General features: G+C 66.8%; 17 protein-coding genes. 13 read left to right on the top strand and 4 right to left on the bottom strand.

Features of this window, described 5'->3' with window-relative positions; genetic code table 11:
• Window positions 1-265 precede the first annotated feature (265 nt).
• The 13 genes from MPZ60_RS00085 (at window position 266) to MPZ60_RS00025 (ending at window position 15,562) form a co-directional block, all read left to right on the top strand.
• Window positions 266-2,431, top strand: coding sequence for an indolepyruvate ferredoxin oxidoreductase subunit alpha (locus MPZ60_RS00085; protein ID WP_034351553.1), 2,166 nt, complete (start codon window positions 266-268; stop codon window positions 2,429-2,431).
• A 12-nt stretch (window positions 2,432-2,443) separates the two neighbouring features.
• Entirely contained in the window at window positions 2,444-3,964 is a 1,521-nt protein-coding gene (locus MPZ60_RS00080) for an indolepyruvate oxidoreductase subunit beta family protein (RefSeq protein WP_034351132.1), read from the top strand.
• Between the two features lie 12 nt (window positions 3,965-3,976).
• On the top strand, window positions 3,977-4,966 hold the full coding sequence (locus MPZ60_RS00075; protein ID WP_034351129.1) for a PDR/VanB family oxidoreductase: 990 nt from the start codon (window positions 3,977-3,979) through the stop codon (window positions 4,964-4,966).
• A 53-nt stretch (window positions 4,967-5,019) separates the two neighbouring features.
• Window positions 5,020-5,991 carry a tripartite tricarboxylate transporter substrate binding protein gene (locus MPZ60_RS00070; protein WP_034351127.1) on the top strand — a complete coding sequence of 324 codons (972 nt, stop codon included), beginning with the start codon at window positions 5,020-5,022 and terminating at the stop codon, window positions 5,989-5,991.
• Window positions 5,992-6,011: 20 nt separating this feature from the next.
• The gene (locus tag MPZ60_RS00065) at window positions 6,012-7,355 is read left to right on the top strand and encodes an aromatic ring-hydroxylating dioxygenase subunit alpha (protein WP_034351551.1); all 1,344 of its coding nucleotides are present in this window, start codon (window positions 6,012-6,014) and stop codon (window positions 7,353-7,355) included.
• Window positions 7,352-7,855: an aromatic-ring-hydroxylating dioxygenase subunit beta gene (locus MPZ60_RS00060; protein ID WP_034351124.1), complete on the top strand. Its 504-nt coding sequence runs from the start codon at window positions 7,352-7,354 to the stop codon at window positions 7,853-7,855. The genes MPZ60_RS00065 and MPZ60_RS00060 overlap by 4 nt, the downstream gene beginning before the upstream one ends.
• Before the next feature lie 11 nt (window positions 7,856-7,866).
• Window positions 7,867-9,447: an ATP-dependent acyl-CoA ligase gene (locus MPZ60_RS00055; protein WP_034351122.1), complete on the top strand. Its 1,581-nt coding sequence runs from the start codon at window positions 7,867-7,869 to the stop codon at window positions 9,445-9,447.
• 15 nt (window positions 9,448-9,462) lie between these two features.
• A complete protein-coding gene (locus tag MPZ60_RS00050; protein WP_034351119.1) occupies window positions 9,463-10,440 on the top strand; it encodes a tripartite tricarboxylate transporter substrate binding protein in 978 nt (325 codons plus the stop codon).
• Between the two features lie 2 nt (window positions 10,441-10,442).
• Window positions 10,443-11,621 carry a thiolase family protein gene (locus MPZ60_RS00045; RefSeq protein ID WP_034351117.1) on the top strand — a complete coding sequence of 393 codons (1,179 nt, stop codon included), beginning with the start codon at window positions 10,443-10,445 and terminating at the stop codon, window positions 11,619-11,621.
• 85 nt (window positions 11,622-11,706) lie between these two features.
• A complete protein-coding gene (locus MPZ60_RS00040; RefSeq protein ID WP_034351114.1) occupies window positions 11,707-12,960 on the top strand; it encodes an SDR family NAD(P)-dependent oxidoreductase in 1,254 nt (417 codons plus the stop codon).
• A 1-nt stretch (window position 12,961) separates the two neighbouring features.
• Complete coding sequence (locus MPZ60_RS00035; RefSeq protein WP_034351112.1) at window positions 12,962-13,768, top strand: cyclase family protein; 807 nt, start codon at window positions 12,962-12,964, stop codon at window positions 13,766-13,768.
• A gap of 53 nt (window positions 13,769-13,821) precedes the next feature.
• Complete coding sequence (locus MPZ60_RS00030) at window positions 13,822-14,550, top strand: SDR family oxidoreductase (protein WP_034351547.1); 729 nt, start codon at window positions 13,822-13,824, stop codon at window positions 14,548-14,550.
• A 22-nt stretch (window positions 14,551-14,572) separates the two neighbouring features.
• Entirely contained in the window at window positions 14,573-15,562 is a 990-nt protein-coding gene (locus MPZ60_RS00025) for a tripartite tricarboxylate transporter substrate binding protein (RefSeq protein ID WP_034351110.1), read from the top strand.
• Between the two features lie 14 nt (window positions 15,563-15,576).
• Here the strand turns inward: MPZ60_RS00025 and MPZ60_RS00020 are convergent, their stop codons facing one another.
• The 4 genes from MPZ60_RS00020 to dnaA all read right to left on the bottom strand — a co-directional run bounded on the left by MPZ60_RS00020 (window position 15,577) and on the right by dnaA (window position 21,500).
• The gene (locus MPZ60_RS00020) at window positions 15,577-16,047 is read right to left on the bottom strand and encodes a MarR family winged helix-turn-helix transcriptional regulator (protein ID WP_050788956.1); all 471 of its coding nucleotides are present in this window, start codon (window positions 16,045-16,047) and stop codon (window positions 15,577-15,579) included.
• Window positions 16,048-16,073: 26 nt separating this feature from the next.
• On the bottom strand, window positions 16,074-18,641 hold the full coding sequence (gene gyrB / locus MPZ60_RS00015) for a DNA topoisomerase (ATP-hydrolyzing) subunit B (RefSeq protein ID WP_034351106.1): 2,568 nt from the start codon (window positions 18,639-18,641) through the stop codon (window positions 16,074-16,076).
• A 148-nt stretch (window positions 18,642-18,789) separates the two neighbouring features.
• Window positions 18,790-19,911: a DNA polymerase III subunit beta gene (dnaN, locus tag MPZ60_RS00010; protein WP_003064798.1), complete on the bottom strand. Its 1,122-nt coding sequence runs from the start codon at window positions 19,909-19,911 to the stop codon at window positions 18,790-18,792.
• A gap of 182 nt (window positions 19,912-20,093) precedes the next feature.
• On the bottom strand, window positions 20,094-21,500 hold the full coding sequence (gene dnaA, locus MPZ60_RS00005) for a chromosomal replication initiator protein DnaA (RefSeq protein WP_003064795.1): 1,407 nt from the start codon (window positions 21,498-21,500) through the stop codon (window positions 20,094-20,096).

Raw genomic sequence — 21,500 nt, 5'->3', positions numbered from 1 at the left:
CTTTGGCCACAGTGGCAGGCGTGTGCCTGATCCTGGACCGTCCCGGGGTCTCCAGAACCACTCTCCCCTTGGCGCACATGCATGGGCCATTGCGTGCGCTAGGCGTTTTCACACTGCTTTTGATCCGTGACACGGTATTTGTCATCCCCTTTTAAGCTAGGGAAAACAATGATTTTGGATATATTTATTTTTAAAGTAATACGTGCCATATTCATCCAAAATCATAAATGCCCGTTCCCACGCGGGCCCTGTGAAGGATCTTGCGATGGCAGAACGTTCGTTTGTCGAAGAGGTCAAGAAGCTGCGCCTGGGCGCGGGCGAGGTATTCCACGGCGAGGGCATCCTGGCAGTGACAAAGGCTCTGCTGGAGTCGGGCGTGAACTACGTCGCGGGCTACCAGGGCGCGCCCATCTCGCACCTGATGGACGTGCTGGCCGATGCGCAGGACATCCTGGCCGAGCACGGCATCCGCTTCGAGAACAGCGCCAGCGAGGCCACGGCCGCCGCCACGCTGGCCGCGTCGGTCAACTACCCGTTGCGTGGCGCCGTGACCTTCAAGGCCACGGTGGGCACCAACGTGGCGTCCGATGCGCTGGCCAACCTGGCCTCGGGCGGCGTCAAGGGCGGCGCGCTGGTGATCGTCGGCGAGGACTATGGCGAGGGCTCGTCCATCATGCAGGAGCGCAGCCACGCCTTCGCGATGAAGTCGCAGATATGGCTGCTCGACCCGCGCCCCAACCTGCCGGGCATTGTGCAGGCTGTGAAGGACGGCTTCGAGCTGTCCGAGGCCAGCAACACGCCGGTGATGCTGCAGTTGCGCATCCGCGCCTGCCATGTGCACGGCCAGTTCACCGCCAGCGACAACCGCCGGCCGGCCTACACCATCGAGCAGGCCATGGCCCGGCCGCAGCGCGACGTGGACCGCATCGTGCTGCCGCCGGCGAGCTTCCTGCACGAGCAGGAAAAGCTGAAGCAGCGCTGGCCGGCTGCCGTGCGTTTCATCGAGGAGCGTGGGCTCAATGAGTTCTTCGCCGAAGGCGCGGACGACATCGGCATCGCCTGCCAGGGCGGCAGCTACAACACGCTGATCCGCGCGCTGCAGCAACTTGATTTGGCCGATGCCTATGGCAACACGCAGATTCCGCTGTATGTGATGAACGTGGCCTACCCGCTGGTGGATGGCGAGCTGCTGCGCTTTTGCGAGGGCAAGCGCGCCCTGCTGGTGGTGGAAGAAGGCCAGCCCAACTTCGTCGAGCAGAACGTGGCGACCATCCTGCGCCAAGCCGACTCGGTTACCCAACTGCATGGCAAGGACGTGCTGCCCGCCGCGGGCGAGTACACCACGGCCGCCGTGCTCAAGGGGCTGCGCGCCTTCCTCGAAGCACATGGCCGGCTGCAGCCGCAGCCCGCGCCGCGCAAGATCATTCCGCTGCAACCTGCTCCGCCCGAGCCGGAGCGCCCGATCGAGGCCAGCGTGCAGGCGCGCCCGCCGGGCTTTTGCACCGGCTGCCCCGAGCGGCCGATCTTCACCGCCATGAAGCTGGTCGAGCGCGAGCTGGGCGAGCACCATGTAAGCGCCGACATTGGCTGCCACCTGTTCTCCATCCTGCCGCCCTTCAACCTGGGCAACACCACGATGGGATACGGCCTGGGCGCCGCAGGGGCGGCGGCCTTCAATCCCCCGCAGCCGAAGGAAGGCGGCAAGCGCGTGATCTCGGTCATGGGCGATGGCGGCTTCTGGCACAACGGCCTGACCAGCGGCATCGCCAACGCGGTGTTCAACAAGAGCGACAACCTGACCATCGTCGTCGACAACAGCTACACCTCGGCCACCGGCGGGCAGGACATCCTCTCGTCGGCGGCACAAAACCCCACGCGCAGCACCAACCATGCGATCGAGAAGGCGGTGCGCGGCGTGGGCGTGAACTGGGTGAAGACCGTGCGCCGCACCTATGACTTGAAGACCATGGTCGGCACGCTGCGCGAGGCGCTGACCACCAAGGAGCAGGGCCCCAAGGTGCTGGTGGCGCAAAGCGAATGCATGCTCAACAAGCAGCGCCGCATCAAACCGCAGCAGCGGGCCGCGGCAGCGCGCGGCGAGCGCGTGGTGCGCGAGCGCTTCGGCGTCGATTCCGACACCTGCACGGGCGACCATTCGTGCATCCGACTCTCCGGCTGCCCGTCGCTGTCTATCAAGCCCAACCCCGATCCGCTTCGCACCGACCCGGTGGCGACCGTTATCGACAGTTGCGTGGGCTGCGGCCTGTGCGGCGAGGTGTCGCACGCGGCCGTGCTCTGCCCCTCGTTCTACCGCGCGCAGATCGTGAGCAACCCCACGCGCTGGGACCGCCTGCGCCAGCGCCTGCGCGGCGCCGTGATCGGCTGGCTGCAGGGCCGCGACCAGCGCCGCCTCGACCGCCATGCCTTTTGAGCTGACACTGCCATGAAAACCCAACCCATCAAGATTGCGATCCTCGCCATGGGCGGCGAGGGCGGCGGCGTGCTGGCCGACTGGATCGTCGACCTCGCGGAGCACAACGACTACATCGCCCAGACCACCTCGGTGCCCGGGGTGGCGCAGCGCACCGGCGCCACCATCTACTACGTCGAGCTGTACCCGGCGGAGCAGGCGCGCCGCGACGGGGCGCAGCCGGTGCTGGCGCTGATGCCGCTGCCGGGCGATGTAGACGTGGTGCTGGCATCCGAGCTGATGGAGGCCGGCCGCGCGGTGCAGCGCGGCCTGGTCACGCCGGACCGTACCACGCTGATCTCCTCCACGCACCGCGTCTATTCCATCGCCGAGAAGACGGCCATGGGCGACGGCCGCGTGGACGACGCCCAGTTGCTGGCCCATGCCGGGCGCGCCGCCAGGCGCTTCGTGCGCTTCGACATGGCCGCGGCTGCGCAGGCCAGCGGCAGCGTGGTCAGCGCCGTGCTGTTCGGCGCGCTGGCGGGCACGGGCGTCCTGCCCTTCAACCGCGCGCAGTTCGAGGCCACGATCGAGCGCGGCGGCGTGGGCGTCAAGGCCAGCCTCGGGGCCTTTGGCGGCGCATGCGATCAGGCGCAGCAGGCGGACAGTGCATCGCCTGCAACGGCAACAGCCGCAGCCGCAGCCGCAGCCGCAGCCGCAGCCGCCGTGGCCACGCCGCGCGATCCCCAGGTGGCGGCGCTGCTGCAGCGCGTGGAGCAGGGCTTTGCGGCCGACGCGCGGCCAGTGATCATCGAGGGCGTGCGCCGCATGCTCGACTACCAGGACCCGGGCTATGCCGCGTTCTACCTCGACCGGCTGGCGCGGGTGCAGGCGCTGGCCGAAGGCTCCGGCCTGCTGCTGCGCGAGACGGCGCGGCATCTCGCGCTGTGGATGAGCTACGAGGACACCATCCGCGTGGCCGACCTCAAGACGCGCGCCCAGCGCTTTGCGCGCGTGCAGTCCGAGGTGGGGGTGCAGCAGGGCCAGCAACTGGCGATCAATGAATTCATGCACCCGCGCATCGAGGAGATCTGCGAGACCCTGCCGGCCGGCCTGGGTCGCTGGCTGCAGCGCCCGCATGCCGTGCACCGCCTGCTGGCGCGCTTCACGCGCGAGGGCCGTGTGGTTGTCACCAGCTCGCTGCGCGGTTACCTGTTGCTGTGGGGCCTGTCGCGGCTGCGCGGCATGCGGCGGCGCACGCTGCGCTACGAGATCGAGAACACGCGCATCGAGCAGTGGCTGGCGCACATCGAAGCGGCCGCGCAGCACAACCCCGCGCTGGCGGTGGAGGTGGCGCAGTGCCAGCGCCTCGTCAAGGGCTACAGCGACACCCATGCGCGCGGCCTGGCCAACTACCTGTACCTGATGGACGCGGTGCGCGCAGCGGGCCGGCGCCTGGCCCCGGCCACGCTGCGCGAGCTGCGCGAGGCAGCGCTGGCCGATGAACACGGCAAGACATTGCGGGCCGCGCTCGCGCGCCATGCCCTGGCCTGAAGGAGAACCTCCATGGAAACGATTGCTGTCGAAGTCGTCGCCGCCGACCAACTGAATCCGCTGATCCGCCGTTTCACGTTGCGCGCGGCGGATGGCGGCCTGCTGCCGGGCTTTGCCGCAGGCGCCCATGTGCGTGTGCAGGTGGGGCTGCCGGGCGAGGCTCAGGGTGAGGTGCAGGACTGGCGCCACTACTCGCTAGTGAACACCGATGCCGGCGCCGATACCGGCCTGCCGCAGCCGCACTACACCATCGCGGTGCGCCGCGAGGACGAGGGCCGTGGCGGCTCGCGCTGGATGCATGGGCTGCAGCCGGGCCAGTGCATCGCGATCGAGCCGCCGAAGAACGATTTTCCGCTGGGCGCGCACGTGGGCTGCGCGGTGCTGGTGGCCGGGGGCATCGGCATCACGCCATTGGCCAGCATGGCGGCGGCACGCCGCGCCGCTGGCCTGCCGGTGCGCATGCTCTACGCGGGCCGCAGCCGTGCGCTGATGGCCTTCCTGCCAGAGCTGCAGGCCCTGCTTGGCGAATCGCTGGCCGTGCATGCCGATGAAGACCGGGGCGCGGCGCTGGATGTGGCCACCTTGCTCGACGGCTGCGCCGGTGAGGACCAGCTTTATGTGTGCGGCCCGCGCGCGATGCTCGACGCGGTGCTGGCGGCCACCGATGCGCGCGGCTGGCCGCGCGAGCGGGTGCATTTTGAGCTGTTCACCACGCCGGTGGCGGCCGTGGGCGACCAGCCCATCGATCTGGTGCTGGCACAAAGCGGCCGGCAGCTCACCGTGCCGGCCGGCCAGTCCATCCTCGACTGCCTGATCGAGCACGGCTGCGATCCGCTGTTCGACTGCAAGCGCGGCGAATGCGGCGTCTGTGCCGCCGAGGTGATCGAAGGCGAGATCGACCACCGTGATGCCGTGCTCAGCGCCGCCGAGCGTGCCGGCGGCAAGGTGATGCAGATCTGCGTCTCGCGCGCCCGCAGTGCACGGCTGGTGCTCGATCTCTGAACCTGCGCTTTTCCTCTTTGCCTCTCCCACCGATCCGAATCCAGGAGCCTGCGATGAAATCCACCACGCTGTCCCGCCGCCAAGTGCTCTCCCTGCTGCCGCTGGCAGCGGCGCCCTCGCTGGCCCTGGCCGATGGCAAGCCTATCGAATGGGTGGTCGGCTACGCCCCCGGCGGCGGCTCCGACACCGTGGCGCGCATGCTGGCCGAAGCCATGGGCAGGTCCATGGGGCGCAGCATCATCATCATCAACAAGCCCGGCGCCGGCTCGAACATCGCGGGCGACTACGTGGCCAAGGCGCGCGACGCGGAGCACATGGTGTTCACCGCGGACTCGGCCGTGATCGCGGCCAACCCCTTCCTCTACAGCAAGCTGACCTACAGCGCGGAAAGGGACTTCGCATCGGTGGGCACCATCGCCCGCTTTCCGCTGGTGCTGGTCGTGCAGCCGAATGCCAAGCCCAGGAATCTCAAGGACTTCATGGCCTGGGTGCGCAGCGATCCTGCGGGCATGAGCTACGGTAGCCCCGGCACCGGCAGCCCGCACCACCTGGCGACCGAGCTGTTTCGCCAGCAGACCGGCCTGACGCTGACGCATGTCCCCTACCGCGGCGCGGCGCCGGCCATTGCCGACGTGGTCGGCGGGCAGCTGCCGTTCATGTTCGTCGACACTTCCAGCGGCGGCGCATTCATCACCTCGGGCAAGGTGCGCGCCATCGGCGTGGCCAGCGCCCAGCGTCTGGCCAGCATGCCCGACATCCCCACGCTGTCCGAGCAGGGACTGTCCGGCTTCGAGGCCTCGGCCTGGCAGGCGCTGGTGGCGCCTGCCGGCGTCAGCGCCGCGACGGTGAAGACGCTGAACAAGCACCTGGTGGACGCGTTGAGCTCCGCCGACATCCGCGCCCGCATGCAGACCCTGGGTATCGAGCCGTTGCCCGGCACGCCGCAGGAGCTGGCCCGCTTCGCAGCCCAGGAGCGTGAACGCTGGGGCCGCGTGGTGCGCGAAGCCAACATCAAGCTGGACTGAAGGAGGGCGCCATGTCCGCCATGTCTGAGTATCGCGATAATCCCGCAGCCATCCGCGCCCTGGTGCGCGACACCGAGGTGCACAAGGACTGCTACATCCATCCCGAGATCTTCGCGCTGGAGATGGAGCAGCTGTTCGCCAACACCTGGATCTACGTCGGCCACGCCAGCCAGGTGCCCCAGCCCGGCGACTACTTCGCGACCACCGTGGGCGACCAGCCGGTGGTGATGGTGCGCCACACCGACCAGAGCATCAAGGTGCTGTACAACCGCTGCGCTCACAAGGGCGTGAAGGTCGCGCCCGATGGCTGCGGCAGCACCGGCAAGTTTTTCCGTTGCCCCTACCACGCCTGGACCTACCGCACCGACGGCAAGCTGCTGTCCATCCCGCTGAAGAAGGGCTACGAGAACACCGGCCTGGAAAGCTGCGAGGCCAGCAAGGGCCTGGCCGCCGTGAGCGCGGTGCAGGTGTACCGCGACTTCGTCTTTTGCCGGCTGAACCCAGAGGGCATGGGTTTCGAGGAATTCTTCGGTCCCTCGCTCTCGACGCTGGACAACATGGTCGACCGCTCCCCCGAGGGCCGGCTCGAGGTGGCCGGCGGCGTGATGCGCTACATGCACCGCTGCAACTGGAAGATGCTGGTCGATAACCAGACCGACACTTGCCACCCCATGGTCGCGCACGAGTCCTCGGCCGGCACGGCCGTCAAGGTCTGGGAGAACGCGCCGGAGGGTACGCCCAAGCCCATGGCGGTGGAGCTGTTCGCCCCCTTCGTGAATCCCTACGAGTTCTTCGAGAACATGGGCATCCGTGTCTGGCCCAACGGCCACGGCCACACCGGCGTCAGCGACTCCATCCACGCCGCCTATTCGCCCGCGCCCGGCTACTGGGAGAGCATGGTCGCCACCTACGGCGAGGAGCGCGCGAAGGACATCCTGGGCGATGTGCGTCACAACACCGTGTACTTCCCCAACATCATGGTCAAGGGCCCGATCCAGACGCTGCGTATCTTCCGACCGCTGGCGGCCGACCGCACGCTGGTGGAGAGCTGGACCTTCCGACTCGTGGGCGCGCCGGATCTGCTGCTGGAGCGCACGCTCATGTACAACCGCCTGGTCAACGCGCCCACCTCGGTGGTCGGCCACGACGACCTGGAGATGTACGAACGCGCCCAGCAGGGCCTGGCCTCGCGCGGCTCGCAGTGGGTGAACTTGGGCCGGCTGTTCGACCCGGCCGAAAAGGTGCAGGAGGACGCGCAAGCAGGGGCCGTGACCAACGGCACCAACGAATGGCAGATGCGCAGCCAGATGCGCGCCTGGGTGCGCTTCATGACGGCCGGCATGCGCGAAGGAGCCGAGGCATGAACACACTCCCGCCCACCGACCGGCAGCTCATCGACTTCGTGCTCGACGAAGCCGCTCTGCTCGACGAGCAGCGCTGGGGCGACTGGCTGGCCCTGTTCACCGACGATGGCCGCTACTGGATGCCGCTGGCCCACGGCCAGACCGACCCGCGGCTCCATGCCTCGCTGCTGTACGAAGACCGCTTGCTGCTGCAGGTGCGCATCGAGCGCCTGCGCGGCGCGCGCACCTTCTCGCAGCAGCCCGCGAGCCGCTGCCACCACCTGCTGCAGACGCCGCGCGTGATGGCGCGCGACGATGCGGCCGGCACCTACACCTGCCGCACGGCTTTCCACTACATCGAGACGCGCCAGGACGAGCAGACGCTGTACGCCGGCTGGGCCAGCCACGAGCTGGTGTGGCTGGGCGATGGCCAGGGCGACGGCGCGCTGCGCATGCGCCTCAAGCGCGTGGACCTGGTGAACTGCGATGCCGCTTTCGGCAACATGCAACTCTTCATGTGAGGCCCCTTGCGATGTCCACTGCCATTGAATCCTTCGCACCTGCCGGCCGCACATTGCCAGCGATGCTGGAGCAACAGTGCCGCCGCTTTCCCGAGCGCACGCTGCTCGTCGCGGGCGATACCCGCTGGCGCTACGCCGATGCGCTGCGCACCGCCCAGGCCATGGGCGCGGTGCTGCAGGCCGCCGGCCTGCGCGCCGGCGACCGCGTGGCGCTGATGTGCGGCAACCGCGCCGAGTTCCTGCAAGTCTTCCTGGGCTGCGCCTGGATCGGCGCTGTCACCGTGCCGGTCAACACCGCCGCGCGCGGCGCCACGCTGCGGCACATCCTGGCCAACTCGGGCGCGCGGCTGTTCGTGGCCGAGGCCGAAGGACTGGCGGCGCTGCGCGGGCTGGAAGACCGCGATGGTCTGCCGCTTGAGCGCGTGTGGCGCATAGACGCGCCGCAGGAACCCGGCACCGAGCCTTTTCCGGCACCGGGTGATGCGCTGGTGGATGCCGCACCAGTGCAGCCCGGCGACACGCTGGCCATCCTCTACACCTCGGGCACGACAGGTCTCTCGAAGGGCGTGTGCTGCCCGCATGCGCAGTTCTACTGGTGGGGCCGGCACACCGCGGCGCTGCTGGAACTGGGCGACGGCGAGGTGCTGCTGACCACGCTGCCGCTGTTCCACACCAACGCGATGAACGCCTTCTTCCAGGCGCTGCTGACCGGCTCCACGCTGGTGGTGGAGAAGCGCTTCTCGGCCTCGGGCTTCTGGGCCGCGCTGGTGCGGCACCAGGCCACGGCCACCTATGTGCTGGGCGCGATGGTGCCGATCCTGCTGTCCAAGGAAGCGACGCCGCACGACCGAGCGCACCGCGTGCGCATCGCGCTGGCACCCGGCGTTCCGCCGCGCTTTCATGCACAGTTCAGAGAGCGCTTCGGCATGCGGCTGCTTGACGGCTATGGCTCCACCGAGAGCAACTTCGTCATCGGCCTTGATGCCGAGCAGCGCCCCGGCAGCATGGGCCGCATCGTGCCGGGCTTCACCGCGCGGGTGGCCGACGAGCACGACGAGGACGTGCCGCCTGGCACGCCCGGCGAGCTACTGCTGCGCGCCGACGAGCCTTTCGCCTTCGCCACCGGCTATTTCGGCATGGCAGACAAGACCGTGGAAGCCTGGCGCAACCTGTGGTTCCACACCGGCGACCGCGTGGTGCGCGATGCCGACGGCTTCTTCACCTTCCTCGATCGGCTCAAGGACGCGATCCGCCGGCGCGGCGAGAACATTTCATCCTACGAGGTCGAACAGGTGCTGCTGAGCCACCCGGCCGTGGCCGTGGCGGCGGTGTTTCCGGTGAAGAGCGAGCTGGCCGAGGACGAGGTCATGGCCGCCATCGTGCCGCGCGAAGGCGCCGCGCTGGACCCGGTGGAGCTGGTGCGTTTCTGCGAGCCGCGCATGGCGTATTTCGCGGTTCCGCGCTACCTCGAATTCATGGCCGCGTTGCCCGCCACCGAGAACGGCAAGGTGCAGAAATTCAAGCTGCGCGAGCGCGGCATCACCGAGCAGACCTGGGACCGCGAAGCGGCCGGCATCCAGCTCAAGCGCTGACCCGAAGGAGCTTCCATGCGAGCTTTGCCCTTCCTGAAACGATCTTTGGCCCTGCTGCTGTGCAGCGCCTGCCTGGTCTGCGGCGCAGCCGCGCAGGATGCCTATCCCGGCAAGCCCATCCGCATCATCGTGCCCTTTCCACCCGGCGGCGGCAGCGACCTGGTGGCCCGCACCGTGGCGGCGCGCCTCGGTGAGCGCTGGAAGGTGCCCGTCATGGTGGACAACAGGCCCGGTGGCAACACCATCATCGCTGCCGAGGCGGCCGCCAAGGCGGCGCCAGACGGCTATACGCTGTTCGTGGCCATCGATTCCACGCTGGCCATGAACCAGAGCCTGTACGGCAAGCTGCCCTACGACCCGGCCAGGAGCTTTGCGCCGGTGACGCTGGCCATCACCATGCCCATGGTGCTGGCGACGCACCCGTCGGTCAGTGCGCGCACGGTGTCCGAGTTGCTGGCGGCGGCGCGCGCGCAGCCCGGCAAGCTGGCCTATGCGCATGGTGCCATGCCGGCGCAGGTGGCGGGCGAGGTCTTCAAGAGCGCGACCGGCGCGGACCTGCTGGCCGTGCCCTACAAGGGCGGCGCGCCAGCGATGACGGACACGGTGGGCGGCCAGGTGCCGTTGATCTTCGATGCGCTGGGCCCGGCCATGCCCTACATCAAGGGTGGCAAGGTGCGGGCGCTGGCGGTGACCAGCGCGCAGCGCAACCCGCTGCTGCCCGATGTCCCCACGCTGGCCGAATCCGGCGTGCCCGGCGTCGATCTGCTGACCTGGATCGGCTTCGTGGTGCCGGCCGGCACGCCCCAGCCCGTCATAGCCAGGCTGCACCAGGAATTGGCCAGCATCCTGCAGATGCCGCAGACGCGCGAGCTGCTGTCCGGCGTGGGCATGACGGTGGTGGCCGGCACGCCCGCGCAGTTCGCGCAGACCATCCAGGGCGACACCCAGAAATTCGGTCGCATCATCCGCGCGGCCGGCATCAGGCTGGACTGAACATGACCGCATACATCCGACGCAGGGGCTACGAGGGCGTGGCGCTGGCCGTGCCCGTCACCGTGCCCTACGAGCGCTACTCCATCCGGGGCGCGCACTGGTTCCTGGGCCAGGCCGTGCGCGGCCTGCTTGCGGGCAGCGGGCTGGCCAAGGAGCAGATCGACGGCCTCACGGTCAGCAGCTTCTCGCTGGCGCCCGACACGGCCGTGGGCGTGACCCAGCACCTGGGCCTGTCGCCGCGCTGGCTGGACCACATCCCCACCGGCGGCGCCTCGGGCGTGATGGCGCTGCGCCGCGCGGCCCGCGCCGTGCAGTGCGGCGACGCCGAGGTGGTGGCCTGCGTGGCGGCCGATACCAACCATGTGGATTCGTTCCGCCAGACGCTGGGCGCGTTCAGCGACTTCGCCCGCGACGCCAGCTATCCCTATGGCGCGGGCGGGCCGAACTCGATGTTCGCCTTCATCACCGCGAGCTACATGCGCACCTATGGCGCGCAGCGCGAGGATTTCGGCCGCATCGCGGTGGCCCAGCGGGCGAACGCGCTGTGCAACCCCAACGCGCTGTTCAAGAAGCCGCTGACCCTCGATGAGTACATGACGGCGCGGCCGATCTCCGATCCCATACACCTGTTCGACTGCGTGATGCCCTGCGCCGGCGCCGAGGCCTTCCTAGTGATGGCGCCCGAGCGAGCGCGCGACCTGGGCCTGCCGCATGTGCTGCTGCGCGGCGCGATCGAGCGCCACAACGCCTATGCCGACGACCCGGTGATGCTGCGCGGCGGCTGGCGCATGGACTGCGCCGACCTGTATGCCCAGGCCGGCTTCGCGCCGCAGGACATCGACCTGCTGCAGACCTACGACGACTACCCGGTGATCGCGATGATGCAGATCGAGGACCTGGGCTTTTGCGACAAGGGCGAGGGCCCGGCCTTCGTGCGCGGGCACGACCTGACGCATGCCGGCGACTTTCCACACAACACCAGCGGCGGCCAGCTCTCGTGTGGGCAGGCGGGCGCGGCCGGCGGCTTTCTCGGCATGACGGAGACCCTGCGCCAGCTCACCGGCCAGGCCGGCGAGCGCGGCGTGGCCGGTTCGCGCACTGGTCTGGTGGGCGGCTTCGGCATGGTGACCTACGACCGCTGCCTGTGCACCGGGGCGGTGATCCTGGAGACAAGCGAATGAAAGACCCCCACGTTCGGCACTGCGTGTGCTCACAGCCCCCCGAGGGGGCGCGGCGCTCTCCTTGGGGCGGCCCGGCGGAGGCGCCATGACCATGCCCTTCATCAAGCCCCCGCGCAAGAACCCGGTGCTGCGCACCCCGCAGATCAACCTGCCGCCAGCCGCACGCGGCCGTGTGGCGCTGGGCCTCACCGCTGCGGCGGCCGAAGGCCGCTTCGCGCTGCAGGTTTGCGCCGACTGCGGCGCCGTGCAGTACCCGCCGCGTGAGGCCTGCCACCGCTGCCTGTCGCCCGAGCTGCCGTGGCAGCCGCAGAGCGGCGCAGGCGAGCTGCTGGCCACGACCACGCTGGCCCACAGCAACGACCTGTATTTCCGCGAGCGGCTGCCCTGGCGCCTGGGCATGGTGCGGCTCGACGCAGGCCCCAGCGTCATGGTGCACCTGCATGGCGAGGTCGGCGGGGCGCCCCAGCGCGTGCGCGTCGGCGCACGCCTCGACCGCGCCGGCCAGGCGGTGCTGATCGGATACCCCGAGAAAGGAACGGAAAATATGGCTGACGACCCCATGCTGCGCGAGATGGCCAGCGACCCGAAGTACCGCAAGGTGCTGGTGACGGACGGCAAGTCCGCCACCGGCCAGGCCGTGGTCCGTGCCATGGTCAAGGCCGGTGCCGACCTCGTCTGGGTGGGCCACGCCGAGCCCTGGAAAAAGCTACCGGGCCTGGCGGAGCTGGCGGCCCTGCCGCAGGTCGTGCTGGTGCCGCTGGACGTGACCGACGAGCGCTCGGTCAGCACCCTGGCCGGCCAGATTGGCGGCAAGGTCGACATCGTGGTCAACACGGCCGAATTGCACCGTGGCTTTGGCATCGCCGCGCGGCGCGGCACTGACGTGGCCAAGGCCGAGATGGAGGTCAACTACCTCGGCCTGCTGCGGCTGGCGCAGTGCTTCGGCCCGGCGCTCAAGGGCCGCGCGGCCGACGGCGCCACGCATGCCACGGCCTGGGTCAACCTGCTGTCGATCTATGCGCTGGCCAACTTCCCGCCGCACGGCACCTTCTCGGCCTCCAAGGCCGCGGCGCTGTCGCTGGCGCAGTGCCTGCGCGCCGAGATGCGGGCGGCGGGAATCCGCGTGATCAACGTCTTTCCCGGCCCCATCGACGACGAATGGAACCAGAACCTGCCGCCCCCGAAGCTGGCGCCGGCCGCGCTGGCCTCGGCCATCGTGAAGGCGCTGAAAGAGGGCGTGGAAGACATCTACCCCGGCGACGTTGCCCAGGAATGGCTGGAGCGCTGGCGCCACAACCCCAAGGTACTGGAGCGCGAAATCGCCGCAGGAGGATATTGACATGCAGACCCCCCTCGAACTCCTTGGCGGCATGGCGCTTGCCATCGCCACCGGCCGCATCCGCATTGTCGACCTGACGCAGACGCTGAGTCCCGATTTCCCCGCCATCGCGCTGCCGCCCGAGATGGGCCAGTGCCAGCCCTTCCGTATCGAGCAGATCTCGGCCTACGACGAACGCGGCCCCGGCTGGTACTGGAACAACTTCTCCTGCGGCGAGCACACGGGCACGCACTTCGACGCGCCCATCCACTGGATCTCAGGGCGCGACCTGCCCAACAACGCGGTGGACAGCATCCCGCCGCAGCACTTCATCGCGCCGGCTTGCGTGATCGACTGCAGCGCCCAGGCGGCGGCCGACCCCGACTACCTGATGGGCGTGGCCGACATCGAGCGTTTCGAGGCCGCGCACGGCCGCATTCCCGAGGGCCACTGGGTGCTGATGCGCACCGACTGGGCGCGGCGCTGGTCGCAGGCGCGCGATGCCGAGGCCTTCCAGAACTTCGACGCCAGCGGCCAGCACACGCCCGGGCCGGACACCGAAGCCGTTCGCTTCCTGGTCGAGCAGCGCGGCGTGCTGGGCTTCGGCACCGAATCCATAGGCACCGACGCCGGCCAGGGCTACCACCTGCGCCCGCCGTACCCTTGCCATTCGCTGATGCACGGCGCCGGCAAGTACGGCCTGCAGTGCCTCACCAACCTCGACCAGTTGCCGCCCACCGGCGCGCTGGTGGTGGCGGCGCCCTTGAAGATCGAGAACGGCAGCGGCAGCCCGCTGCGCGTGCTGGCTCTGGTGGAGGGCAAGGCATGAAAGCGAACACGAGCGCCCCCTTGGGGGGCAGCGAACCTCGCGCAGCGGGGAGCGTGGGGGCCAACAAGGTCGCGGCGGTGACGGGCGGCAGCGCCGGCATCGGAAAGGTCATCTGTGAACAACTGCTGGAGCAGGGCTACGAAGTCGTCTCGCTGGCGCGGCGGCGCACCGAGATAGCCCACCCCCGGCTGCACAGCATCGAAGTAGACCTGGCCGACCGCGCCGCCACGGCCGAGGCCGTGCAGGCCATGGTGCGGCGGTACGAGATCACCACCATCGTGCACAACGCCGGTGTGATCCGCGCCGCGCTGCTGCCCGACGTGAAGCTCAGCGACCTGGATGCGCTGGTCGACCTGCACCTGGGCTGCGCTGTGCAGATGCTGCAGGCGGCGCTGCCGGCCATGCGCGCGCGTCGGTTCGGCCGCGTGGTGCTGCTGTCGTCGCGCGCCGCGCTGGGCCTGGCCACGCGCACCAGCTACTCGGCCACCAAGGCCGGCATGCTGGGCATGGCGCGCACCTGGGCGCTGGAGCTGGCGCCCGAGGGCATCACCGTCAACGTGGTCGCGCCCGGGCCCATCCGCACCGACATGTTCTACGACGTGGTGGAGCAGGGCAGCGACCGCGAGCGCCAGCTCGCCGCCTCGGTGCCCGTGCGCCGGCTCGGCGAGTCGGCCGACGTGGCGCGCGCCGTCGGCTTCTTCGCCGATGCGGCCAACAGCTTCGTGACCGGCCAGGTACTCTACGTCTGCGGCGGCACCAGCGTCGGCAGCCTGGCACTGTAGGACCATTTCCAGGAGCATATTGATGGCCTCACGTTTTCACTCTCCACGCCGCCGAGACCTGCTGGCCTTGGCAGGGGCTATGACCATGGTCGGCACTCCGGCGCTGTCCCAGGCTGTCTGGCCCGGCAAGCCCGTACGCTTTGTTGTGGCTTTTCCTCCGGGAGGATTGGCCGATGTGCTGATGCGCCTGCTGGTACCTCAACTGAGCGAAGCGCTTGGTCAGCCTGTGATTATCGACAACCGTAGCGGTGCCAGCGGTAATGTCGCTGCAGTGGAGGTGGCACGCAACGGCAGCGATGGCCGCACCTTCCTGGTCAACGTGACCACGCTGGAGTCGGTCAATCCGTTGATGTTCGAGCGCATGCCGATCCAGCCTGCTAAGGACCTGCAGCATGTGGCGCTACTGGCCAATACCCAGTTGTTTTTGGTGACGCGGCCAACGCTGGCGGCGGACACGCTGGCCGAATTCGTGGCCTATGCGAAGGCCAACCCCGGCAAGCTCAGCTACGGATCGGCCGGCAACGGCACCACGCCGCATGTGGGCGGTGAGCTGTTCAAGCAGGCGGCGGGCATCACCGCGGCGCACATTCCCTATCGAGGGGCAGCGCCGGCAATCCAAAGCGTGATGGCCGGCCAGGTCGACTATGCGCTGGTGCCAGGCACGGTATTTCCCAGCGTAAAGGCCGGCAAGCTCAAGCTGCTGGCCGTGGCAAGCCGACGTCGGCCATCCTATGCTGCCGATGTGTCCACGATTGAGGAGGCTGGTTTTGGCAAAGTCTACGTGGACACGCCGTTTGCGGTCTATGCGCCAGCAGCGATGCCAGCGGCCCACGTGATGCGCATGAACCGTGAACTGAACAGGTTGCTCGCGCAGCCTGTCATCAAAGCCCGGTTTGCAGAGGTCGGAGCCGAACCAATGACGCTGTCGCCCGCTGAACTGACGGCCATGGTCGGCGAGGAAGAGGCGTTGTTTGGTCCTATCGTGAGGACGCAGGGCATCAAGGCGGATTGAAGTGAATCCGCCTCTCAGCCCGGAGGCAGGTGTAGCTCGATGATGCGCCGTAGCGTGACCTTGAGCGCTTCGGCGCGCTTGAGGCCGAAGGGCTGCAGCACTCGCAACTCGTGCTCCTTGGCCTTGCGGATCAGGTCGGCCACAATAGTCTGGCCGGCCGGCGCGATGCGCACCATGGTGAGACGTCGGTCGGTATCGTGCGCGAAGCGCTCCACATAGCCCTTGGCTTCCATGCGATCAAGAAGGCGCGTGACAGTTGGCTGCTTGCTGACCGAGATCTGCGCCAGGCGGCCGGTGCTGATGCCGGAGGTGCCTGTCAGCGAGGCTAGGATTCGCCACTCGGTGATTGAGAAGCCCTCGGACTCGACCACAGTATGGAATTCAGCTGAAATTAGCTTGCTGGCCTGCGCTAGCAGCGCCGGCAGATAGTCTTCAACAAAAGGCATGGGAGGCAGCGCATGCGCCTCCTGTGAATCCTGATCCATACTGGTACCCACGTCGCCCGAGGACATCAAACGTCGATATTCCCCGCCCGCAGCGCATTGTCTTCGATGAAGTTGCGGCGCGGTTCGACCTCGTCGCCCATGAGCATGGTGAAGACGCGGTCGGCTTCGATGGCGTCGCCGATCTTGACCTGCAGCAGGCTGCGGACATTGGGGTCCATGGTGGTTTCCCAGAGCTGCTCGGGGTTCATTTCACCCAGACCCTTGTAGCGCTGGCGACCCGTGGTGCGCTCGGCTTCGGAGATCAGCCAGGCCATGGCCTGACGGAAGTCGCCGACCTTTTCGGTCTTGGCCTTCTCGCCTTCGCCGCGCGTGACCTTGGCGCCTTCGCCCAGCAGGCCGACGAAGTTCTGCGCTTCGTCGGACAGGGCGGCGTAGTCATGGCTGCGCACGAACTCCTGGGTCAGGATGGAGCTCTTGATATTGCCGTGGTGATGGCGGCTGATGCGCAGGATGGGGTGCTCGCTGTTGGGGTCGATCTCGGCCGTCACATCGGCGGGCACGCCGGTGGTGGTCAGCTCGCGCAGCTTGGCTTCCAGAATCGGCGCGCACTCCTGGGCGTCCTCGATGGTGTCGAGCTTGATCTGTACGCCGTCGGCAATGGCGCGCAGGGCTTCGGCATCCATGAAGTTGGACAGGCGCTCGATGACGGTTTCGGCGGCCAGGTGCATGTTGGCCAGCTTGGCCAGTTCTTCGCCCTCGACGGTGCGCGGATTGTCGCCGCCGGTGTTCACGCTGGCATGGTTCAGCGCGATCTTGAGCAGGTATTTGTTGAGGGCCGGGCCGTCCTTGAGGTAGAGCTCTTCCTTGCCGTTCTTGACCTTGTACAGCGGCGGCTGGGCGATGTAGATATGGCCGCGCTCGACCAGATCAGGCATCTGGCGGTAGAAGAAGGTCAGCAGCAGAGTACGGATGTGGGCGCCGTCCACGTCCGCGTCGGTCATGATGATGATGCGGTGGTAGCGCAGCTTGTCGGGGTTGTAGTCGTCGCTGCTGCTCTTGCCCGAGTCTTCGCTGACCTTGCCGATGCCGGTGCCCAGGGCCGTGATCAGGGTGATGATTTCCTGGCTGGACAGCAGCTTTTCGTAGCGGGCCTTTTCCACGTTCAGGATCTTGCCGCGCAGCGGCAGGATGGCCTGGAACTTGCGATCGCGACCCTGCTTGGCGGAGCCGCCGGCGGAGTCACCCTCGACGATGTAGATTTCGCACAGCGCAGGATCTTTTTCCTGGCAGTCGGCCAGCTTGCCGGGCAGGCCCATGCCGTCGAGCACGCCCTTGCGGCGTGTCATTTCGCGGGCCTTGCGCGCGGCTTCACGGGCGCGGGCCGCCTCGATGATCTTGCCGCACAGGATCTTGGCGTCGTTGGGGTTTTCTTCGAGGAAGTCGGTCAGGCTCTTGGCCACGATGTCTTCCACGGGCGCTCGCACTTCCGAGCTGACCAGCTTGTCCTTGGTCTGGCTGGAGAACTTGGGCTCGGGCACCTTCACGCTGAGCACGGCGCACAGGCCTTCGCGCATGTCGTCGCCGGAGACTTCGACCTTGGCCTTCTTGGCCATTTCGTTGTCGGCGATGTATTTGCCGATCACGCGGGTCATGGCGGCGCGCAGGCCGGTCAGGTGGGTGCCGCCGTCACGCTGGGGAATGTTGTTGGTGAAGCACAGCACCTGTTCGGCATAGCTGTCGTTCCACTGCATGGACACTTCGACACCGATTTCGGTGCCGGGAATGCCGCCATAGGTTTCTGCAGGGCGCGAGCCGTTGGCATGGAAGGTGGTGGGATGCAACACCTTCTTGGTGCCGTTGATGAACTGCACAAAGCCCTTGACGCCGCCGGCGCCCGAGAAGTCGTCTTCCTTGCCGTCGCGCTCGTCCTTCAAGCGGATGCGCACGCCGTTGTTCAGGAAGGACAGCTCGCGCAGGCGCTTGGCCAGGATTTCATAGCGGAACTCGAAGTTCTCCTTGAAGATTTCCTGGTCGGGCAGAAAGTGCACCTTGGTGCCGCGCTTGTCGCTGGCGCCGACCACGCGCATGGGCGAGACTTCGGCGCCGTCCACGACTTCGATCAGGCGGTTTTGCACAAAGCCGCGCGAGAAGTCGATTTCGTGGCGTCGGCCGTCGCGGCTGACGGTGAGCTTGAGCCAGACCGACAGCGCGTTCACGCAGGACACGCCCACGCCGTGCAGGCCGCCCGAGACCTTGTAGCTGTTCTGGTTGAACTTGCCGCCGGCGTGCAGCTCGGTCAGCGCGATTTCGGCAGCCGAGCGCTTGGGCTCGTGCTTGTCGTCCATCTTCACGCCGGTGGGAATGCCGCGGCCGTTGTCGATGACGGACAGCGAACCGTCGGCATGGATGGTGACCAGAATGTCGTCGCAGTAGCCGGCCAGCGCTTCGTCGATGGAGTTGTCCACGACCTCGAAGACCAGGTGGTGCAGACCGGTGCCGTCCGAGGTGTCACCGATGTACATGCCTGGGCGCTTGCGCACGGCTTCCAGGCCTTCCAGGATCTGGATTGCGCCTTCGCCATAGCCGCCTGCATCTGCGGCGGTCTGGGTGTCTGGCTTGTTCTCTTCGGTCATGAAATTACCTTGCTGCTACAAGGTCAGGAGCTGTTGGCGCCTGACCTGCATAACTTTCAAATGAATACTTGCCTGAAATCATTACAGGACGAGCGGTAGCTGCTCCTGTTATTTCAGGCAATGAAATGGCTGGCTGCGTTCGGTCCACTCAGATGCGCATGGGCATCACGACGTACTTGAAGCTTTCGTTCTCGGGGATGGTGACCAGTGCCGAGCTGTTGCCGTCCTGCAGATCGATCTTGACCATGTCCTGGCTCATGTTGGTGAGCACGTCGATCAGATAGGTCACGTTGAAGCCGATCTCGATGGTGTCGCCACCGTAGTCGATATCGAGCTCGTCCATGGCTTCTTCCTGCTCGGCGTTGTTGGACGCCACGCGCAGCGTGCCGGGCTCGACAGACAGGCGCACGCCCTTGAACTTGTCGCTGGTCATGATGGCCGTGCGCTGCAGCGATGCCAGCAGCGGGGCGCGGCCCAGGGTCACGCTGTTGGTGTGGTTGCGCGGAATGACGCGGTTGTAGTCGGGGAACTTGCCTTCGACCAGCTTGGTCACGAACTCCATGCCGCCAAAGGTGAACTTGGCCTGGTTGTTGGCAAACTGCATCTCGATGACGGGCTGGTTCTCGCCGCTGGCGTCCGACAGCAGGCGCTGCAGCTCCAGCACGGTCTTGCGCGGCAGAATCACTTCCTGCTTGATGGGCACTTCCACATCCAGCGTGGCGCTGGCCCAGGCCAGGCGGTGGCCGTCGGTGGCCACCAGGCTCAGGGTGTTGCCTTCGGCGACGAACAGAATGCCGTTGAGGTAGTAGCGGATGTCCTGCACGGCCATGGCAAAGGAGACCTGGCCCAGCAGGTCCTTGAGCACCTTCTGCGGCACGCTGAAAGCGGGGCCGAAGGCGGCCGATTCCTGCACCAGCGGGAAGTCTTCGGCGGGCAGGGTCTGCAGCGTGAAGCGGCTCTTGCCGCCTTTCAGAATCATCTTGGACTGCTGCGTCTCCAGGCTCACGGTCTGGTCGCCGGGCATGGTCTTCAGGATGTCGATCAGCTTGCGGGCACCGATGGTGGTGGTGAAGTCGCCGGCGTCGCCGCCCAGCTCGGCCGTGGTGCGGATCTGGATTTCCAGATCACTGGTTGTCAGCTGCAGTGCATTGCCGGTCTTCTTGATCAGCACATTGGCCAGAATGGGCAGCGTGTGGCGGCGCTCGACAATGCCGGCCACCGATTGCAGGACCGCGAGAACTTTGTCTTGTGTGGCTTTCAGGACGATCATGTCAACCTCAGTGATTTAAGTGCGCATTTGTTTTGACGCGGCGGCATCCGCAGGGCAGGGCGGACGCTCCCTCATGCCGCGTGAATTCCCCATTTTGCCCTGTGTGAGTGACATTCATGGGGGAGTTTTTCAGAGCGTGGTCATGATCTCTACGTCGGCGCGAGCAGATCGTGAACACGCTCTTAACCCTTGAGCGTTTGTTCCAGCACATGCAGCTGCTGGTTCAACTCGGTGTTGGTCTGGCGCTCGCCCGCAATCTTGCGTACGGCGTGCAGCACCGTGGTGTGGTCGCGGCCGCCAAACAGCTCGCCGATCTCGGGCAGGCTTTTTTGCGTCAGCTCCTTGGCCAGGTACATGGCAATCTGGCGCGGCCGGGCAATGCTGGCCGGGCGCTTCTTGCTATACATGTCGGCCACCTTGATCTTGTAGTAGTCAGCCACCGTCTTCTGGATGTTTTCCACAGAAATCTGGCGGTTCTGAATACTGAGCAGATCGCGCAGCGCCTCGCGGGCCAGCTGGATCGACACTTCCTTCTGGTTGAAGCGCGAATAGGCCAGGATCTTGCGCAGCGCGCCTTCGAGCTCACGCACGTTGGAGCGCACGTTCTTGGCCACGAAGAAGGCAACTTCCTCGGGCATGTCGGCGTTCTCGGCGCGGGCCTTGTTGATCAGAATCGCCACGCGCATTTCCAGCTCGGGCGGCTCGATGGCCACCGTCAGGCCCGAGTCGAAGCGCGAGACCAGGCGCTCGTGAATATTGGCCAGACCTTTGGGGTAGGTGTCGGACGTCATCACGATATGGCTCTTCTTGGCCAGCAGGGCCTCGAAGGCATTGAAGAACTCTTCCTGCGTACGGTCCTTGTTGGCGAAGAACTGCACATCGTCGATCAGCAGCAGGTCGAGCGAGTGGTAGCGTTCCTTGAACTCGTCGAAGGTGCGGCGCTGGTAGGCCTTGACCACATCCGAGACGAACTGCTCGGCATGGATGTAGAGAATCTTGGCGTCGGGCTTGTCCTTGAGCAGCTGGTTACCCACAGCATGCACCAGGTGAGTCTTACCAAGGCCGACACCGCCGTAGATGAACAGCGGGTTGTAGAGATGACCGGGCGAGCCTGCCACATGCATGGCGGCCGAGCGCGCCATGCGGTTGGCCGTACCTTCGACCAGCGTCTCGAAGGTGAGGGCCGGGTTCAATCGGGTGCGGAAAACCGGTGCGCTGGCCTCTTCGCTGGTGACGGTGGGCACGGCGACATTGTGCGTTTGCGGTGCAGCCTGCTGAGTCGATGAAGGAGGGCGCACATAAGTACGAACAACGCTTTCCCGCTGAGCAAGTGCTAACTCAAGAGTGACGGGTTGGCCGTAGAGCGACTCCAGCATGGCCGAGATGCGGCCTGCATACTGGGCACGGATCCAGTCCAGCTTGAAGCGGTTGGCCACATAGACGGTGACCTTGGAAAAATCTTCTGCAACGAGTGCCGTCAGCGGCTTGATCCAGGTGTTGAATTGCTGCTCTGGCAGCTCCTGACCCAGTTGCTCAACGCAGACCTGCCACAGGGCCTGGCCTGCATCATTGGTTGGTTCCTCTGTCAT

Source organism: Comamonas sp. 7D-2, assembly GCF_022749555.1.
GTDB lineage: Bacteria > Pseudomonadota > Gammaproteobacteria > Burkholderiales > Burkholderiaceae_C > Comamonas > Comamonas thiooxydans.
Note: the sequence above shows the minus strand (reverse complement) of the source record. Positions and strands in the feature narration are given on the sequence as shown.

What these genes read in the sequence shown, in the direction of transcription:
- MPZ60_RS00085 (WP_034351553.1), top strand. Translation starts at nt 266, where the DNA reads ATGGCAGAACGTTCGTTTGTCGAAGAGGTCAAGAAGCTGCGCCTGGGC.
- MPZ60_RS00080 (WP_034351132.1), top strand. Translation starts at nt 2,444, where the DNA reads ATGAAAACCCAACCCATCAAGATTGCGATCCTCGCCATGGGCGGCGAG.
- MPZ60_RS00075 (WP_034351129.1), top strand. Translation starts at nt 3,977, where the DNA reads ATGGAAACGATTGCTGTCGAAGTCGTCGCCGCCGACCAACTGAATCCG.
- MPZ60_RS00070 (WP_034351127.1), top strand. Translation starts at nt 5,020, where the DNA reads ATGAAATCCACCACGCTGTCCCGCCGCCAAGTGCTCTCCCTGCTGCCG.
- MPZ60_RS00065 (WP_034351551.1), top strand. Translation starts at nt 6,012, where the DNA reads ATGTCTGAGTATCGCGATAATCCCGCAGCCATCCGCGCCCTGGTGCGC.
- MPZ60_RS00060 (WP_034351124.1), top strand. Translation starts at nt 7,352, where the DNA reads ATGAACACACTCCCGCCCACCGACCGGCAGCTCATCGACTTCGTGCTC.
- MPZ60_RS00055 (WP_034351122.1), top strand. Translation starts at nt 7,867, where the DNA reads ATGTCCACTGCCATTGAATCCTTCGCACCTGCCGGCCGCACATTGCCA.
- MPZ60_RS00050 (WP_034351119.1), top strand. Translation starts at nt 9,463, where the DNA reads ATGCGAGCTTTGCCCTTCCTGAAACGATCTTTGGCCCTGCTGCTGTGC.
- MPZ60_RS00045 (WP_034351117.1), top strand. Translation starts at nt 10,443, where the DNA reads ATGACCGCATACATCCGACGCAGGGGCTACGAGGGCGTGGCGCTGGCC.
- MPZ60_RS00040 (WP_034351114.1), top strand. Translation starts at nt 11,707, where the DNA reads ATGACCATGCCCTTCATCAAGCCCCCGCGCAAGAACCCGGTGCTGCGC.
- MPZ60_RS00035 (WP_034351112.1), top strand. Translation starts at nt 12,962, where the DNA reads ATGCAGACCCCCCTCGAACTCCTTGGCGGCATGGCGCTTGCCATCGCC.
- MPZ60_RS00025 (WP_034351110.1), top strand. Translation starts at nt 14,573, where the DNA reads ATGGCCTCACGTTTTCACTCTCCACGCCGCCGAGACCTGCTGGCCTTG.
- MPZ60_RS00020 (WP_050788956.1), bottom strand. Translation starts at nt 16,047, where the DNA reads ATGGATCAGGATTCACAGGAGGCGCATGCGCTGCCTCCCATGCCTTTT.
- gyrB (WP_034351106.1), bottom strand. Translation starts at nt 18,641, where the DNA reads ATGACCGAAGAGAACAAGCCAGACACCCAGACCGCCGCAGATGCAGGC.
- dnaN (WP_003064798.1), bottom strand. Translation starts at nt 19,911, where the DNA reads ATGATCGTCCTGAAAGCCACACAAGACAAAGTTCTCGCGGTCCTGCAA.
- dnaA (WP_003064795.1), bottom strand. Translation starts at nt 21,500, where the DNA reads ATGACAGAGGAACCAACCAATGATGCAGGCCAGGCCCTGTGGCAGGTC.